Here is a 15,330-nt window from a genome sequence, read left to right as displayed (position 1 = left end):
CCCTCGAGCCCCTCACGCACACTCACACCAGGGGCGCCCGCCCCCACCCCCCCCGGCGCGCCCCCCCGCCTCTTCGTACGTCTTCCGATGTCAGCGCATCTTTCCGCCGCGCGGCATCCGCATGCCCTTCGGCATGGGGCCCTTGGGCAGCGGCATGTTGCTCATCAGGTCACCCATCGCGCGCAGCCGGTCGTTGGCGGCCGTCACCTGCGGGCCGGTGAGCACCCGCGGCAGCTTCAGCATCTTGGTGCGCACCTTCTTCAGCGGCACCTGGCCCTCGTCGTTGCCGACGATGATGTCGTGCACCGGTACGTCCACCAGGATGCGCGCCATCTTCTTCTTCTCGGCCGCGAGCAGCAGCTTCACCCGGTTCGCGTTGCCCTCGCCGACCAGCACGATGCCCGCCTTGCCCACGGCGCGGTGGACGACGTCCTGACTGCGGTTCATCGCGACCGCGGGTGTCGTCGTCCAGCCGCGGCCCACGCGGTCCAGCACCGCCGCCGCGGCGCCGGGCTGCCCCTCCATCTGCCCGAAGGCGGCACGCTCGGCACGACGTCCGAAGACGATCGCCATCGCGAGGAGGGCCAGTACGAAGCCCAGGATGCCCAGGTAGACCGGGTGGTCGATCAGGAAGCCGACCCCGAGGAGGACACCGAAGGTGACAATTCCCACGCCCGCGACGACAAGACCGACCTTCGGGTCGGACCGCCTGGCCATCTTGTAGGTCAGGGCGATCTGCTTGAGCCGCCCCGCGTTCTCGGCGCTGTCCGCGCCTTCAGTTTTTGCCTTCCTCGCCATGTACAGAAGTTTACGTGGCCTAGGAACGGTGGTCGGCCGCGGCCTCCAGTACGTACTCGGCCTCGACCCGGTCCTTGGCCCGGCGGCGGTCCTCCAGGACGGCGTTCCAGGCGTTACGGCGGGCGGTGCGCTGGCCGCCGCCCAGGAACAGCGACTCGACGGCACGGAGGGCATCGGTGACGGAAGGGATGGCGGTGGCGGGTACCGGCACGGCCTGCATCGTGGAAATCTCCTCGGAGCGGATGTGCGGACTGAGTTGCGTGGACTCAGCTGCCCGGACCGAACTGCCCGGGACTGCGTTGCGCGAAGTGGGTGGCGGGCGCTGGGGGCCGGGCGCGGGGCGGCAGCGGCCCGGACGGCTGCTGCCGGCCACCGCGTCGTGTGCACCCAGCGTCACTGCTCGGTGTTACCAGCGCATGACCGGTCGGTCAAACACCAATGAAACCTTGATACGGGCGCCGCGCACGCCGAAGCGGCCCATACGCGCCCCCGACCTGCGGGGAGCGTACGGGCCGCGTCGAACCGGCTATTACCTGTCGGTAGCTTCTTGTGCTCGGATTCACACGGTGGGCGCCGCGGCGACCGCGCCACGACGCTCGATCGCCTGCTGGAACAGACGGCCCGCGCGGTACGAGGAACGGACCAGCGGCCCGGACATCACGCCGGAGTAGCCGATCTCGTCGGCCTCCTCCTTCAGCTCCACGAACTCCTGCGGCTTCACCCAGCGCTCGACCGGGTGGTGGCGCACGGACGGCCGCAGGTACTGCGTGATCGTGATGAGCTCGCAACCCGCGTCGTACAGGTCCTGGAGCGCCTCGCTGACCTCCTCGCGGGTCTCGCCCATGCCGAGGATCAGGTTGGACTTGGTCACCAGACCGGCCTCGCGGGCCCGCGTGATGACCTCCAGGGAGCGCTCGTAACGGAAGCCGGGGCGGATCCGCTTGAAGATCCGCGGCACCGTCTCCACGTTGTGCGCGAGCACCTCGGGGCGCGAGGAGAAGACCTCGGCGAGCTGCTCGGGCACCGCGTTGAAGTCGGGGATCAGCAGCTCGACCTTGGTGCGGCCGGCCTCCCGCTCCGCCGTCAGCGCGTGGATCTGGCGCACGGTCTCCGCGTACAGCCATGCACCGCCGTCCTCCAGGTCATCGCGGGCGACGCCGGTGATGGTGGCGTAGTTCAGGTCCATCGTGACGACGGACTCGCCGACCCGGCGGGGCTCGTCCCGGTCCAGCGCCTCGGGCTTGCCCGTGTCGATCTGGCAGAAGTCACAGCGCCGGGTGCACTGGTCACCACCGATGAGGAAGGTGGCCTCGCGGTCCTCCCAGCACTCGAAGATGTTGGGGCAGCCGGCCTCCTGGCACACCGTGTGCAGACCCTCGCTCTTCACGAGTTTCTGCAACTGGTTGTACTCGGGGCCCATCTTCGCCCGGGTTTTGATCCACTCGGGCTTGCGCTCGATGGGGGTCTGGCTGTTCCGGACCTCAAGGCGCAGCATCTTGCGCCCGTCGGGTGCGACAGCGGACACTCCGGCACTCCCCTTTGCTTTCACTGCATTGGATTCTTCGGCGAACACCAGGGTACGCCCGTGGTTCAAACGGCTTTACGTCTGGCCAACCTGTGGCCGGCAGGGCCTATTCCCCGGAGGGTGATCCGTACGTCACGCCGTGGCCACGGCATCGGTCGTGCGCTCGACGGCGCGCGGGGCCGGTTCGGCGTTCTCCAGGACGTCCCTGAGGTGCTTCTCGACGACCGGGAGCACGTCCGCGATGGTGATGTCGCGGCCCAGCTCGTACGCCAGCGAGGTGACGCCCGCGTCCCGGATGCCGCACGGCACGATCCGGTCGAACCAGGTGTTGTCCGGGTTCACGTTGAAGGAGAAGCCGTGCATGGTCACGCCCTTGGCGACCCGGATGCCGATCGCCGCCAGCTTGCGGTCCTCGCGGCGCTGGCCGGCGTTGGACGGGGCGTACTCCGGGCCGTTCAGCCGGGCGTCGAACTCCTCGTCGTGCAGCCGCGGGTCGAAGTCGAGGGAGAGTCCACCGATCGCCGGGCGGTCCTCGACCGGGTCGCCGAGCACCCAGACGCCACTGCGGCCCTCGACCCGGGAGGTCTGGACGCCGAACTCGGCGGCGGTACGGATCAGCGCGTCCTCCAGCCGGCGTACGTGCGCGACGACGTCCACCGGGCGGGGCAGCTTCTGGATCGGGTAGCCGACCAGCTGGCCGGGGCCGTGCCAGGTGATCTTGCCGCCGCGGTCCACGTCGATGACGGGGGTGCCGTCCAGCGGCCGTTCGCTGTCGGTCGTGCGCCGGCCGGCCGTGTAGACCGGCGGGTGCTCCAGCAGCAGGCAGGTGTCGGGGACGGTGTCCTCGAATCTGGCCGCGTGCACCTCGCGCTGCTTCTGCCAGGCCTCCTGGTAGTCGACGGCTTCCTCGCCGAATCCCAGCCGGACGAACCGAAGCTCAGCCACGACAGATGCCTCCCTACTCGCGGTGCCGGGAGCCGGGGGTGCCCGGAGCCACGTCACCATGCACTGAAATCACGCCCCGAGCCACTGTACGACCGGCCCTCGGGCGGTGGCCCGGCAGGTCTTCCCGTCAGCGCCGACCTCAATCCTCACACGATCGGATGAAAGTGAAGCGAAGGTGGCTGTGACTGCTGTGGAGGCCGCTAAATTCACGCCGTTCCATTAGGGCTGCCCGCCCAGCCCCGAAGGCAGGAGACCGTACAGCTGATGTCGGAACGACCTCCGCAGCGCACCCCCAACCGCCGACTCGCCTCGCTCATCACCGAGGCCGGATTCTCCAACGCCGGCCTCGCCCGCAGGGTGGACCAGCTCGGCCTGGAGCACGGCCTCGACCTGCGGTACGACAAGACCTCCGTGACCCGCTGGCTGCGCGGCCAGCAGCCCCGCGGGACCACCCCCGCGCTGATCGCCGAGGTCTTCACCCGGCGGCTCGGGCGCCGCCTCTCCGCGCAGGACCTGGGCCTCGACGCCTGTGCCCCGGTCTACGCGGGCCTGGAGTTCGCGGCCACGCCCGCGGAGGCGGTCGACATCGTCAGCGGGCTGTGGCGGAAGGACTCCGGCAGCCATGCGGAGCTGCGCAAGATCGCCTTCACTCCGGCCGGGCTCGTCGTCCCCAGCAGGGACTGGCTGATCGGCAGGGCCGACGAGTGGGTGGGACGGGGCAGCGAGCCCGCGCACCGGACGCACGGCGGGTCCGGCGGTGCCCAGGAGGCCGGCGGGACCGGCAGATCCGCCGGGGCCGGTGGGGCGGCGTGGGTCGTCGAGACCGGTGGTGCCGTGCGGCCCGGTACTCCCGGCGGAGCGCGCGGTGGCTCGTACGGGGCGCTCGGCGGAGCCGGGGTGAGCGGCGCGGGCGCCCGGGGCGCCCGAGGGCCCGTGCCCTCCCGGCCGTCCGGACCCTCCGCGCCACCGGCATCCCCCACCGCTGCGACGGTTCCGGCCCTGCCGGGAGCGGGCCTGCCGGGCGCCCCCGGCGTCCCGCGGCAGCGGCAGTCCGAACGCACCCCCGGCCAGCGGGTCAGCGGCGGCGATGTCGCCGCCCTGCGCTCGGTCGGCGAGCTCTTCCGCACCCTCGACAACGCCTACGGCGGCGGCCACGCCCGCCAGGCCCTCGTCCGGTACCTGGAGCACGAGACGGAACCCATGCTCCGCGGCACCTACGGGGAGGCCACCGGGCGCCGGCTCTTCTCCGCCGCCGCCGACCTGACCCGGCTGGCGGGCTGGACCTCGTACGACATCGCGGCCCACGGCCTGGCCCAGCGGTACTTCGTCCAGGCGCTGCGGCTGGCCCAGGCCGCGGGGGACCGTGCGTACGGCAGCTACGTCCTGATCACCATGAGCCGGCAGGCGGTCTACCTCGGCCACGGCAGGGAGGCCGTACAGCTGGCCAGGGTGGCCCAGCAGGGCATCGGCTCCTCCGCGCCGCCCGTCGTCCAGGCCCTGCTGCACGCCGTCGAGGCACGCGGCCACGGGGTGCTCGGCGAGGCCAGGCCCTGCACCACCTCGCTGGCGCGGGCGGAACACGCCCTGGAGATCGCCCGCCCGGGTGACGAGGTGCCGCACTGGGCGCGCTACTTCGACGAGGCCCAGCTCGCCGACGAGTTCGGACACTGCCACCGGGACCTGCAGCAGTACCGGGCCGCGGCGCAGCACGCGGAGCGCTCCCTCCAGCTGCGCTCCCCGGCGTACGCCCGCAGCCGGCTGTTCTGCCGGGTGGTGCTGGCCTCCGCCCGGCTCGGGCTCGGCGAGCTCGACCAGGCGTGCGCGCTGGGCGTCGAGGCCGCCCAGCAGGCCGCGGAGATGCGGTCGGTGCGGGCGGCGGAGTACGTACGGGACTTCGAGCGGCGTCTGGAGCCGTACCGGGACGCCGCCGCGGTACGCGGCTACCGCGACCGGGTCGCCACGCTGGGCTGAGCCCGGGGCGGCCACCGGCGCGCCCCGGGCATCGCGGACGGGCCCCGGGCCACGAAGCGCCCCGGACCACCGGACGGGCGCTATGCCGCCTCGGGCAGCGCCGTCCCGCTTCCCGGACGTACCCCCAGGTCGGTGAGGATCGCCTCGGCCGCGCGGCGGCCCGAGAACAGGGCGCCCTGGACCGTGCTGGTGTCACGGTGGTCGCCGCACACGTACAGGCCGGCCAGCAGCCGCACCGGGCGGCGCGGATCGTGCGGGGCCGGCATCGCGGGAACCGCCTCCGGGTCGTGGTGGGCGGCCAGCAGCTCCCAGTCGTCGGTGGGAGTGACGTACATGGCGGCCAGCTGGGCGCGGACCGTGCGGTCCAGATCGGGCGGCGGGGTGCCGAGCACCGTGGAGCTGATCAGCGTACGGCCCTGCGGGGCGCGCGAGGGGTCGACCGCGCTCATCACCGCGGTGTGCGCGACCGGGCCCGAGCGGTCGGCGTCCAGCAGCAGGGCGGCGCCGGTCGGCGGGGGAGCGGGGGCGGTGTGGTGAACGACCGTCACGGGGTGGAAGGGCGGCACCCGCAGGCCGGGCAGCAGCTCGGCGGCGGCGCCCGCACCGGTCGCCAACAGCAGGGAACGGCAGCCCAGTTCACCGTGTTCCTTGGTACGCACCGAGGTGATGTCGGCGGCCGTGACATGCACCCCGGTGCGTACGGTGCCGGGCGGCAGCGCCGCCGCGAGGAGTTCGGGCAGCGTCGCCGCGCCGCCCTCGGGCACGCACAGCCTGCCGCGGGCGTAACCCCGCAGTGCCAGATCGGCGCACCGGCTGGACGTGCTGAGTCCGGGGTCGCTGAGCAGTGCGGCGAGCAGTGGGCGGAGGAAGCCGTTGACCGTGCGGGAGGGCAGGCCGCGGTGGGACAGGCCGGCGAGCGCGGTCTGTTCGGGCCGCGCCAGGATGCGGGCGGACGGGGTGGCGGCGAGCCGGGACAGGGCGGCACCGAGCCGGGCCTGGTCGATGGGCCCGCCCATCGGTGGGCGGGGGGCGCTTGCCAGGGCGCGCGCCGCCTTGAATGCGCCCCGCGCGCCTCGCACATCGCCGGTCCGGTACTGACGGCCCTCGCTGTGTACGAGGACGCCCGGGGCGAAGTTGCGCAGCACCAGCCCTTCGAGGCCCGGCGTCGTTCGCAGGGCCGGGTAGGAGGTGCTGAGCAGGGGGCCGAGGTGATCGAGCCGGAAGCCGTCCAGGTCGGTGGTGGTCATCCGGCCGCCGACCCGGGGGCCGGCCTCCAGGACGCTGACGCTTACCCCTGCGCTGGTCAGTCGGTGGGCGGCTGACAGGCCGGCGATCCCGGCCCCGATGATGACGACGTCCGCGTGGTGTGCCGTGCTGAGCACGTGCCCCTCCCCGAGTCGGCGCAACTGGTGGGAGGCTCTTGCCCCCAACAGACCCCCGGAATGCCCGAGTTCGCAAGGAGGGTAGGAAGGCGGCCGGCAAAGGCGCAGTCGCGCGCACCCGGGGCACCGTTGCACGGGGTCGCATGTCCGTCCGACTGCGCGGAGGGCGCGTCGGCGGGTGGTGTTCGGGGCGAGGACCGGCGGGTGCCGGTGCGTTCGCGGAGCGCGTCGGCGGCGCGCTCAGCGCAGGGCCGCGCGGATCGCCGAGTCGATCCCCGGGAAGGCGAACACGAAGCCCGAGTCGAGCAGTTGGCCCGGCAGCACCCGCTGGCTGGCCAGCACGTCCTGCGCGAAGTCCCCGAGGGCGAGCCGCAACGCCGGTGCCGGGGCGGTGAAGAGCGTGGGACGGTGCAGCACCCGCCCCATCGCGGCCGTCACCTCGCTGTTGGTGACGGGGTCGGGGCCGGTCAGATTCACCGGACCCGACAGCGACCGGGTGTCCAGGATGTGGCGCAGCGCCGCGACCTCGTCGTGCAGCGCGATGAAGCTCCAGTACTGCCTCCCGTTGCCCAGCCGGCCACCGAGCCCCGCCCGGAACAGCGGGAAGAGCCGGCCCCAGGCCCCGCCCTCACGGCCGACGACCAGACCGGTGCGCGCGTGCACCGTCCGTACGCCCGCCTCCTGGGCGGCGGCCGTGGCCGCCTCCCACTCCACGCAGACGGACGGCAGGAAACCCTCACCGGCCGGGGCGCTCTCGTCGACGGCGCGGTCCCCGGTGTCGCCGTAGTAGCCGATCGCGGACCCGGACAGCAGCACCTTCGGCGGTACGTCCAGCGAGGCGACGGCCTCGGCGATCGCCGCCGTCCCGAGCACCCGGCTGTCCCGGATCTCCCGCTTGTACGCGGCGGTCCAGCGGTGGTCGCCGACCCCGGCGCCGGCGAGATGGACGACGGCGTCGCAGCCCACCAGGCCCGCCACATCGACGTACCCCCGCCCCGGATCCCACTCCACCTCGTCGCCGGCCCGGGCCGGGTGCCGCACCAGGCGCACCACCTCGTGCCCGTCGGCCCGCAGCGAGCGCACCAGCGCCGCTCCGATGAGTCCGGATGCTCCGGTGACAGCGATTCGGGAGTGCGGCATGGGGTCCATCCTGCCCCAGCGGCCCCGCCGGGCCCACCTGCCGGGGCCCGCAGGGTGCTCGTGTCCTCGTGGTTCACCGGGCGGCGAAACCGGGCTGACCGGGTGAGGGGTGCCATGGCACAGTGGCGCGCATGCCCGAGACGTACGCCCACCCGGTCCATGTCCGCCCCGCCGTCCTCGCCGACGGGGCCGCGCTCGGTGAACTCGACCGCGCCACCTGGTCGACGCTGCACGCCGTGATGCCCAGGCCGCAGCCGCCGTACGAGCCGTTCTTCGACGAGCGCCACCGGCCCGAGGACCTCCTGGTGGCCGAGGCGGAGGAGGACGGGGGCGAGCCGCGCCTGGCCGGATACGTCAGGCTGGTCCCGCCGACCCCGCTGGCCTGCAACGCCCATGTCCGGCAGATACAGGGCCTCGCCGTGGCCGGCTGGGCGCGCGGCCGCGGTGTCGCCAGGACCCTGCTGCGGGCCGCCTTCGCGGCGGCGCGCGGCGACGGGGCGAACCGGATGACGCTGCGGGTGCTCGGGCACAACGCGCCCGCGCGAGCCCTGTACGAGGCGGAGGGGTTCGTCGTCGAGGGGGTGCTGCCCGGCGAGTTCTTCCTGGACGGGCGTTACGTCGACGACGTGATGATGGGCCGCTCGCTCGCCCCGTGACCGTTCGTCCCCCGCTCAGCCCTTGAACAGCCGCATGCCGCCCATGAGTTCGTGCAGGCAGCGCACCGCCAGCTCGGCGGGTGAGCCGGGCCCGGTCGTCGGCGCGTCCGTCTGCGCCCAGGACTCCAGCGCGACCCGGACCGCATCCGTGGCGGCGGCCGCGGCGAGCCGGACCTCCAGCGGGTCCGCCCCGTCGCCCGCCAGCCGGGCCAGCACCGGCAGCAGCCGCTCCTCCGAATCCTGATTGACCCGGTACCAGACGGCGCGCAGCGCCGGGTCCTGTGCCGCCGCCCGCAGCAGCCCGCGCGTCCAGCCGAGCTGCTCGGCGGCGTCCGCGCCCGGTACCCGGAGCGCCTCGGTGACCGCCCGCTCCAGGATTCCGGCGAGCGGTTCCCCGGGCTCGGCCGCCTCCAGCAGGGACCGCCAGCGCTCGCCGCCGCCGGAGAGGAGCGGGCCCACCGCGTCCTGCTTGGAGCGGAAGTAGCGGTAGAAGGTGCGCAGCGCCACGCCCGCCCGGCCGGCGATGTCCTCCGCCGTGGTGCCGTCGGGCCCGTGCTCCGCGAAGAGCGCGGCCGCGGCGCGCGCGATGTCCAGCTGGGTCGCGGCCTTCCGGCGCTCGGTGAGGGACGGCTGACTCGGCTCGGTGCTCATTCCCAGGAGATTACCCCGGCGGGGCAGAAGTGTGCGCGAAATGCCATCGTGGCAAAACGTGCCACCTAGGCGTACGGTGGATATCGATCGGGACGTCATCGGGGCGCCGCCGAGCCGCTTCGTGACAGCAGTCACCGGGATCGGAAGAGAGACAGACATGAACCGCTACGAAGGCCGCCGCGTACTCATCACCGGGGGCGGTTCCGGTATCGGACAGGCCACCGTCCACCGCGTCCTCGCCGAAGGCGGCCTCGTCGTCGCGGCCGACGTCAACGAGGCCGGGCTGAAGGCCACGTACGACACGGCCGTGGCGAACGGCTCCGCCGAGCGCCTCACCACCCTCGTCCTGGACATCTCGGACGAGGCCGCGGTCCGGGCCGGCGTCGCCTCCGCCGTGGAGACCCTCGGCGGGCTCGACGTACTGGTCAACGCCGCCGGGATCCTGCGTTCCGAGCACACCCACAGGACGACGCTGGAGTTCTTCAACAAGATCCTCGCGGTCAACCTCACCGGTACGTTCCTGATGATCCGCGAGGCCATCCCGGCCCTGCTGGCGGGCGACGAGCCGGCCGTCGTGAACTTCTCCTCCACCTCGGCGAGCTTCGCGCACCCCTACATGTCGGCGTACGCGGCGAGCAAGGGCGGCATCCAGTCGATGACGCACGCGCTGGCGAGCGAGTACAGCAAGCAGGGGCTGCGGTTCGTCGCCGTCGCGCCCGGCTCGATCTCCTCCGACATGACCAGCGGCAACGGCCCGGGGCTGCCCGCCGACGCCGACATGTCGCTCTTCATGAAGCTGTCCCCGGCTCTTGGCGCGGGCTTCGCCAGCCCGGACACCGTCGCCGGCGTCGTCGCGATGCTCGGCTCCCGGGACGGGGCCTTCATCACCGGTACGGAGATCCGGATCGACGGCGGCACCCACTTCTGAACCGGCACACGGCCCCGCTTCCCGTACGGGGGCGGGGCCCCGACAGGTGTCAGCCGGGCCCGAACCGCTCCCAGAGCGAGGGGAAGCGCTCCGCCAGGACCGCGTCGTCCTCGAAGCTCACGGGTGTCCCCTCGGGCTCGGCGGCCTGGGGCGGCAGGCCGAGGTCCGGGGCGACCACGCCGGTGAGCTGCTCGTACGCCTCGTCGGCGGCATAGCCGAGATCCTCGGCGTCCCCGTCGATCTCCTCGTCGAAGTCGTCGAGGAGATCGGCCAGGCTGTCCGGGTCGTGCAGCGCACCCTCGAAGACCTCCCGGCCCTGGCCGATCAGCCAGCAGCGGAAGAAGTCGAAGGCGTCGTCGCTCGCGCCGCCGAGCAGCACGGCGGCGGCACCCCACAGATCCCAGCGGTAGGCGCGGTTGAAACGGGCCTCGAAGTGCCGGGCGAAGTCCAGCACCGCGTCGGGATCGAGCCGCACCAGCCGTTCGACCAGCAGATCGGCCTGGTCCTCGGGGTCGCCCTCGGCGGCCGCGCGGGTGCTGTCGATGATCTCCCAGAACTCCGTCTCGTCCATCACGGGTCAAGCATCGGCCCTGGCGACGGGCCACGCACGCGGACGCGGGGGGAACCAGCCCTCAGCGATAGAGCTCGCGCAGCCGTTCGGCCGCCGCGGCGAAACGCTCCCGCAGCGCGACCGGCTCCAGCACCTCCGACTCCGGCCCCAGCGCCAGCAGTTGGCTGTACGCGACCTCCATCGACTCGACCCGCAGGGCGAGCGTGAGCCACCCCTCGGCATCGGGCGGACCGGCCGCGTCCAGGGCATCCCGGACCGCCGAACGGTCCATGGCGTACGGCAGTCGGCGTACACCCTCCGGCGACACCCGTACCGTCACCCCGGCCCGCAGGATCGACCGGGCGAACTGGGCGGCCCGCTCGTCCCAGAAACCCGGCAGGTCGAACCGCTCGTCGCGCTCGAACCGCTCCTCGGACACCGTCACGGACGAGAACCGGTCGATCCGGTACACCCGGAACTCGTCCCCCACCCGGGCGCAGACGTACCAGACCCCGGCCTTCAGGACGAGCCCGTACGGTGCCAGCTCCCGCTCCACCTCGCCGCCCGCACCGCCGCGGCGGTAGCGGGCACGGACGATCCGGTCGCCCCAGACGGCCTCGGCGACGGCCGGCAGCAGCTCGGGGGTGACCGGTTCCTGGTACCAGCCGGGAGCATCCAGATGGAAGCGCCGGGCGGCACTCTCGGAGGCGTCCCGCAGCGAAGGCAGCAGGGCCGCCGACACCTTGAGCCGGGCGGCGGACCCGGCGTCCTCCAGACCCATCTCGCGCAGCGCGGACGGCAGCCCGGAGAGGAAGAGCGCCTCGGCCTCGCTCCGGGCCAGGCCGGTCAGACGGGTGCGGTAGCCGCCGACCAGCCGGTAGCCCCCGGCCCGGCCCCGGTCCGCGTACACCGGGACACCCGCCTCCGAGAGTGCCTGCGCGTCCCGGGTCACGGTCCGCTCGGACACCTCCAGCTCACGGGCGAGCTCGGCGGCGGTCATGGCGGGGCGGGACTGCAGGAGCAGCACCATTCTGATCAGACGGGCAGCGCGCATCCGGCCATTGTGGCCGCAGAACGCGCGAGGCGGCCGGGCAGGTGCCCGGCCGCCGTCACATCACAGCCCGTACCGCTCCCGGGCCTCCTTGACCGCGGACGCGGTCACCTCGCCGCGGCGGGCCAGCTGGGCCAGCGCCGCGACCACGATCGACTGCGCGTCGACACCGAAGTGGCGGCGGGCCGCGTCGCGGGTGTCGGAGAGACCGAAGCCGTCCGTGCCGAGCGAGGACCAGTCCTGCTCCACCCACTGGCTGATCTGGTCCGGGACCTGGCGCATCCAGTCGCTGACCGCGACGACCGGACCCGGCGCGCCCTCCAGCGCCTGGGTCACGTACGGCACCCGCTGCTCACCGCGGAGCAGCGCCTCGTCGCACTCCAGCGCCTCGCGGCGCAGCTCGCCCCAGGAGGTGGCGGACCAGACATCGGCCGTGACACCCCAGTCCGCGGCCAGCAGCTCCTGTGCCTGAAGCGCCCAGTGGATCGCCGTGCCGGAGGCCAGCAGCTGGACCCGCGGAGCCTGTGCCGAGGCGGGCGTGCCCTCCTTGAAGCGGTACAGGCCCTTGACGATGCCCTCCTCGACGCCCTCCGGCATCGCGGGCTGCGGCTTCGGCTCGTTGTAGACCGTCAGGTAGTAGAAGACGTTCTCGGCCTCGGGGCCGTACATCCGCCGCAGACCGTCCTTGACGATCACCGCGATCTCGTACGCGAACGCCGGGTCGTAGTTGAGCGACGCCGGGTTCGTCGCGGCGATCAGCTGCGAGTGGCCGTCCGCGTGCTGGAGGCCCTCACCGGTCAGCGTCGTACGGCCCGCCGTGGCACCGACGATGAAGCCCTTGCCGAGCTGGTCGGCGAGCTGCCACATCTGGTCGCCGGTCCGCTGCCAGCCGAACATCGAGTAGAAGATGTAGAAGGGGATCATCGTCTCGCCGTGCGTCGCGTACGACGTCGACGCGGCGATGAAGTCCGCCATGGCCCCGGCCTCGGTGATCCCCTCGTTGAGGATCTGGCCGTCCTTGGCCTCCTTGTAGTACATCAGCTGGTCGCGGTCGACCGGCTCGTACGTCTGGCCCAGCGGCGAGTAGATGCCGGCCGACGGGAACAGCGACTCCATGCCGAAGGTGCGCGCCTCGTCCGGGACGATCGGAACCCAGCGCCGGCCCGTCTCCTTGTCCCGCATCAGGTCCTTGACCAGCCGGACGAAGGCCATGGTCGTGGCCATCTCCTGCTTGCCGGAGCCCTTCTTCAGCGCGGCGAACGCCCGCTCCTCGGGCTGCGGCAGCGCCACGGCGTGCACCCGGCGGGCCGGGGCGGGACCGCCGAGGGCGGCCCGGCGCTCCTGGAGGTAGCGGACCTCGGGGGAGTCGGCGCCCGGGTGGCCGTAGGGCACCAGGCCGTCGGCGAAGGCGCTGTCCGGGATCGGGAGCCCGAGCAGCTCGCGCATGTCCTTGAACTCGTCGACCGTCAGCTTCTTCATCTGATGGTTGGCGTTCTTGGACTCGAAACCCTTGCCGAGGGTGAAGCCCTTCACCGTCTGGGCGAGGATCACGGTCGGCGCGCCCTTGTGCTCGACGGCCGCACGGTACGCCGCGTACACCTTGCGGGCCTCGTGGCCGCCGCGCGAGGTGTAGAAGCACTCGGCGATCTTCGCGTCGGTGAGCAGCTTCGCCAGCTCGGCGAGCGCGGGCTCGGCGCCGAAGAAGTGCTCGCGGATGTACGCGACGTCGCGGGTGGCGTACGTCTGGAACTGCGCGTCCGGGACCTCCCGGAGCCGGCGGACCAGCGCACCCGTGGTGTCCAGCCGGAACAGCTCGTCCCAGGCGTTGCCCCAGAGCGTCTTGACGACGTTCCAGCCGGCCCCGCGGAACGCGCCCTCCAGCTCCTGGACCACGCGGAAGTTGGCGCGGACCGGGCCGTCGAGGCGCTGCAGGTTGCAGTTGATGACGAAGGTCAGGTTGTCGAGGCCCTCACGGGCAGCCAGCGCGAGGGCAGCGGTCGACTCGGGCTCGTCCATCTCGCCGTCGCCGAGGAAGGCCCAGACGTGCGAGTTCGACGTGTCCTTGATGTTGCGGTTGGCGAGATAGCGGTTGAAGCGCGCCTGGTAGATCGCCGAGAGCGGGCCGAGGCCCATCGACACGGTGGGGAACTCCCACAGCCAGGGAAGCCGTCGCGGGTGCGGGTAGGACGGCAGACCGTCGCCGCCCGCCTCCTGGCGGAAGTTGTCGAGCTGCTGCTCGCTGAGGCGCCCGTCGAGGAAGGCGCGGGCGTAGATGCCGGGGGAGGCGTGGCCCTGGATGTAGAGCTGGTCGCCGGAGCCGTCCCCCTCCTTGCCGCGGAAGAAGTGGTTGAAGCCGGTCTCGTACAGCCAGGCCGCCGAGGCGAAGGTGGCGATGTGGCCGCCGACGCCGAAGCGGGAGCCGCGGGTGACCATCGCGGCCGCGTTCCAGCGGTTCCAGGCGGTGATCCTGGACTCCATCTCCAGATCGCCGTCGAACTCGGGCTCGGCGGCGGTCGGGATGGAGTTGACGTAATCGGTCTCCAGCAGCTTGGGCAGCGCGAGACCGGCGCCCTCGGCGTGTTCGAGCGAGCGACGCATCAGGTACGCGGCCCGGTGCGGGCCCGCGGCCTTGGTGACGGCATCCAGGGAGGCCGCCCATTCGGCGGTCTCCTCGGGGTCACGGTCCGGGAGCTGGTCGAGCTCGCTCGGAAGCTTTCCTACGGGGTCGGTCATGATCGCCGCCTTCCGGAGTGGAGGGGGGTGGAGAAGGCCCTGACTGGCAGGACAGGGCGATGGGGCCGGTGGGCCCGCGGAGTGAACTGTAAGTCGCCGATCGATGATCGATCAAAGGGTGAAGGGCAAAACTTCTCGATATGAAGAAATTGGCATGCGGTGCCGCGAAAGAGGGCACGGAGTGACGGGATTTAGCGCGCAAAAAGGGCGCTCGCCCGCACAGGAGAGCGGCCCCCGCGACAGATGCGTAACGGCTCTCAGGGGCCCTCAGGCGCGCGGCGCGCAGCCGAGCACATGGGCCTTGGCCAGTACCCCGATGTCCGGGTCCTTGCGCAGGAACGCCTCGATGAGCGCCTCGTGCTCCTCCGCGTACGACTTCTGCACCGTGCCCAGCCACCGGATCGACAGGGCGGTGAACACCTCGATGCCCAGCCCCTCCCAGGTGTGCAGCAGCACCGCGTTCCCGGCGGCCCGCACCATTTCGCGGTGGAAGCCCACGGTGTGCCGCACCTGCGCCTCGCCGTCGGCCAGCCGGTCCGCCTCGTAGAGCGCCGTCACGTACGGCGTGAGGCGCGAGCAGTCCTCGCCGAGGGCCGGCGCCGCCAGCTCCGCCGCGATCTGCTCCAGACCGGCCCGTACGGGATAGCTCTCCTCCAGGTCCGCCGCGGTGAGATTGCGGACCCGTACGCCCTTGTTCGGCGCCGACTCGATCAGCCGGAGCGTCTCCAGCTCCCGCAGCGCCTCGCGCACGGGCGTCTGGCTGACCTCCAGCTCGGTGGCGATCCGGCGCTCCACGATCCGCTCACCGGGCTTCCAGCGCCCGCTGACGATCCCGTCCACGATGTGCTCGCGGATCTGTTCGCGCAGCGAGTGGACGACGGGCGGGGTCATGAGGGGCTCCTTCGGGGCAAACCGGTGCTGTCCGCACCATCACGAATGCCGGGGCGACCGGTGGTGTCTAGACAATACGGCGGCGCCCCCGTCCGGAAGTGTTCCGGAC

At 72.4% G+C, this 15,330-nt stretch carries 14 protein-coding genes; 3 read left to right on the top strand and 11 right to left on the bottom strand.

Translation table 11 applies throughout. From position 1 onward, the window contains the following. Nucleotides 1-90: 90 nt before the first annotated feature. The 4 genes from ACFVH0_RS28155 to lipB form a co-directional block, all read right to left on the bottom strand. Nucleotides 91-798, bottom strand: a complete 708-nt coding sequence (locus tag ACFVH0_RS28155; protein ID WP_385824632.1) for a DUF4191 domain-containing protein — start codon at nt 796-798, stop codon at nt 91-93. 19 nt (nt 799-817) lie between these two features. After that, entirely contained in the window at nt 818-1,018 is a 201-nt protein-coding gene (locus ACFVH0_RS28150; protein WP_385824630.1) for a hypothetical protein, read from the bottom strand. A gap of 339 nt (nt 1,019-1,357) precedes the next feature. Continuing rightward, complete coding sequence (gene lipA, locus ACFVH0_RS28145) at nt 1,358-2,323, bottom strand: lipoyl synthase (protein ID WP_360540996.1); 966 nt, start codon at nt 2,321-2,323, stop codon at nt 1,358-1,360. A gap of 132 nt (nt 2,324-2,455) precedes the next feature. After that, a complete protein-coding gene (gene lipB / locus ACFVH0_RS28140; RefSeq protein WP_385824628.1) occupies nt 2,456-3,268 on the bottom strand; it encodes a lipoyl(octanoyl) transferase LipB in 813 nt (270 codons plus the stop codon). A 264-nt stretch (nt 3,269-3,532) separates the two neighbouring features. Here lipB and ACFVH0_RS28135 point away from each other — a divergent pair, with 264 nt between their 5' ends. Beyond that, a complete protein-coding gene (locus ACFVH0_RS28135; RefSeq protein WP_385824626.1) occupies nt 3,533-5,239 on the top strand; it encodes a regulator in 1,707 nt (568 codons plus the stop codon). 80 nt (nt 5,240-5,319) lie between these two features. Here the strand turns inward: ACFVH0_RS28135 and ACFVH0_RS28130 are convergent, their stop codons facing one another. Both ACFVH0_RS28130 and ACFVH0_RS28125 read right to left on the bottom strand, forming a co-directional pair. After that, complete coding sequence (locus ACFVH0_RS28130) at nt 5,320-6,621, bottom strand: NAD(P)/FAD-dependent oxidoreductase (protein ID WP_385824623.1); 1,302 nt, start codon at nt 6,619-6,621, stop codon at nt 5,320-5,322. Between the two features lie 240 nt (nt 6,622-6,861). Further along, entirely contained in the window at nt 6,862-7,761 is a 900-nt protein-coding gene (locus tag ACFVH0_RS28125) for a TIGR01777 family oxidoreductase (RefSeq protein WP_385824621.1), read from the bottom strand. A 131-nt stretch (nt 7,762-7,892) separates the two neighbouring features. On the opposite strand from ACFVH0_RS28125, the gene ACFVH0_RS28120 reads away from it, so the two are divergent. After that, entirely contained in the window at nt 7,893-8,417 is a 525-nt protein-coding gene (locus ACFVH0_RS28120; RefSeq protein WP_385824619.1) for a GNAT family N-acetyltransferase, read from the top strand. A 15-nt stretch (nt 8,418-8,432) separates the two neighbouring features. Here ACFVH0_RS28120 and ACFVH0_RS28115 read toward each other — a convergent pair whose 3' ends face one another. Then, nucleotides 8,433-9,068, bottom strand: a complete 636-nt coding sequence (locus ACFVH0_RS28115) for a TetR/AcrR family transcriptional regulator (protein ID WP_385824617.1) — start codon at nt 9,066-9,068, stop codon at nt 8,433-8,435. Between the two features lie 157 nt (nt 9,069-9,225). Between ACFVH0_RS28115 and ACFVH0_RS28110 the strand changes: the two genes are divergently transcribed. Next, nucleotides 9,226-9,996, top strand: a complete 771-nt coding sequence (locus tag ACFVH0_RS28110) for an SDR family NAD(P)-dependent oxidoreductase (protein ID WP_385824615.1) — start codon at nt 9,226-9,228, stop codon at nt 9,994-9,996. 49 nt (nt 9,997-10,045) lie between these two features. Here the strand turns inward: ACFVH0_RS28110 and ACFVH0_RS28105 are convergent, their stop codons facing one another. The 4 genes from ACFVH0_RS28105 to ACFVH0_RS28090 form a co-directional block, all read right to left on the bottom strand. Next, complete coding sequence (locus tag ACFVH0_RS28105) at nt 10,046-10,567, bottom strand: DUF4240 domain-containing protein (protein ID WP_385824733.1); 522 nt, start codon at nt 10,565-10,567, stop codon at nt 10,046-10,048. Nucleotides 10,568-10,628: 61 nt separating this feature from the next. After that, nucleotides 10,629-11,600: a helix-turn-helix transcriptional regulator gene (locus ACFVH0_RS28100; protein ID WP_385824613.1), complete on the bottom strand. Its 972-nt coding sequence runs from the start codon at nt 11,598-11,600 to the stop codon at nt 10,629-10,631. A gap of 60 nt (nt 11,601-11,660) precedes the next feature. Next, on the bottom strand, nt 11,661-14,330 hold the full coding sequence (gene aceE, locus ACFVH0_RS28095; protein ID WP_385824611.1) for a pyruvate dehydrogenase (acetyl-transferring), homodimeric type: 2,670 nt from the start codon (nt 14,328-14,330) through the stop codon (nt 11,661-11,663). A 267-nt stretch (nt 14,331-14,597) separates the two neighbouring features. Beyond that, complete coding sequence (locus tag ACFVH0_RS28090) at nt 14,598-15,221, bottom strand: GntR family transcriptional regulator (protein ID WP_124718089.1); 624 nt, start codon at nt 15,219-15,221, stop codon at nt 14,598-14,600. Nucleotides 15,222-15,330 lie beyond the last annotated feature (109 nt).

The organism is Streptomyces sp. NPDC127117 (genome assembly GCF_042677325.1).
Classification (GTDB): Bacteria; Actinomycetota; Actinomycetes; order Streptomycetales; family Streptomycetaceae; genus Streptomyces.
The sequence above is the reverse complement of the archived record's forward strand: the minus strand, read 5'-3'. Positions and strand labels throughout refer to the sequence as shown.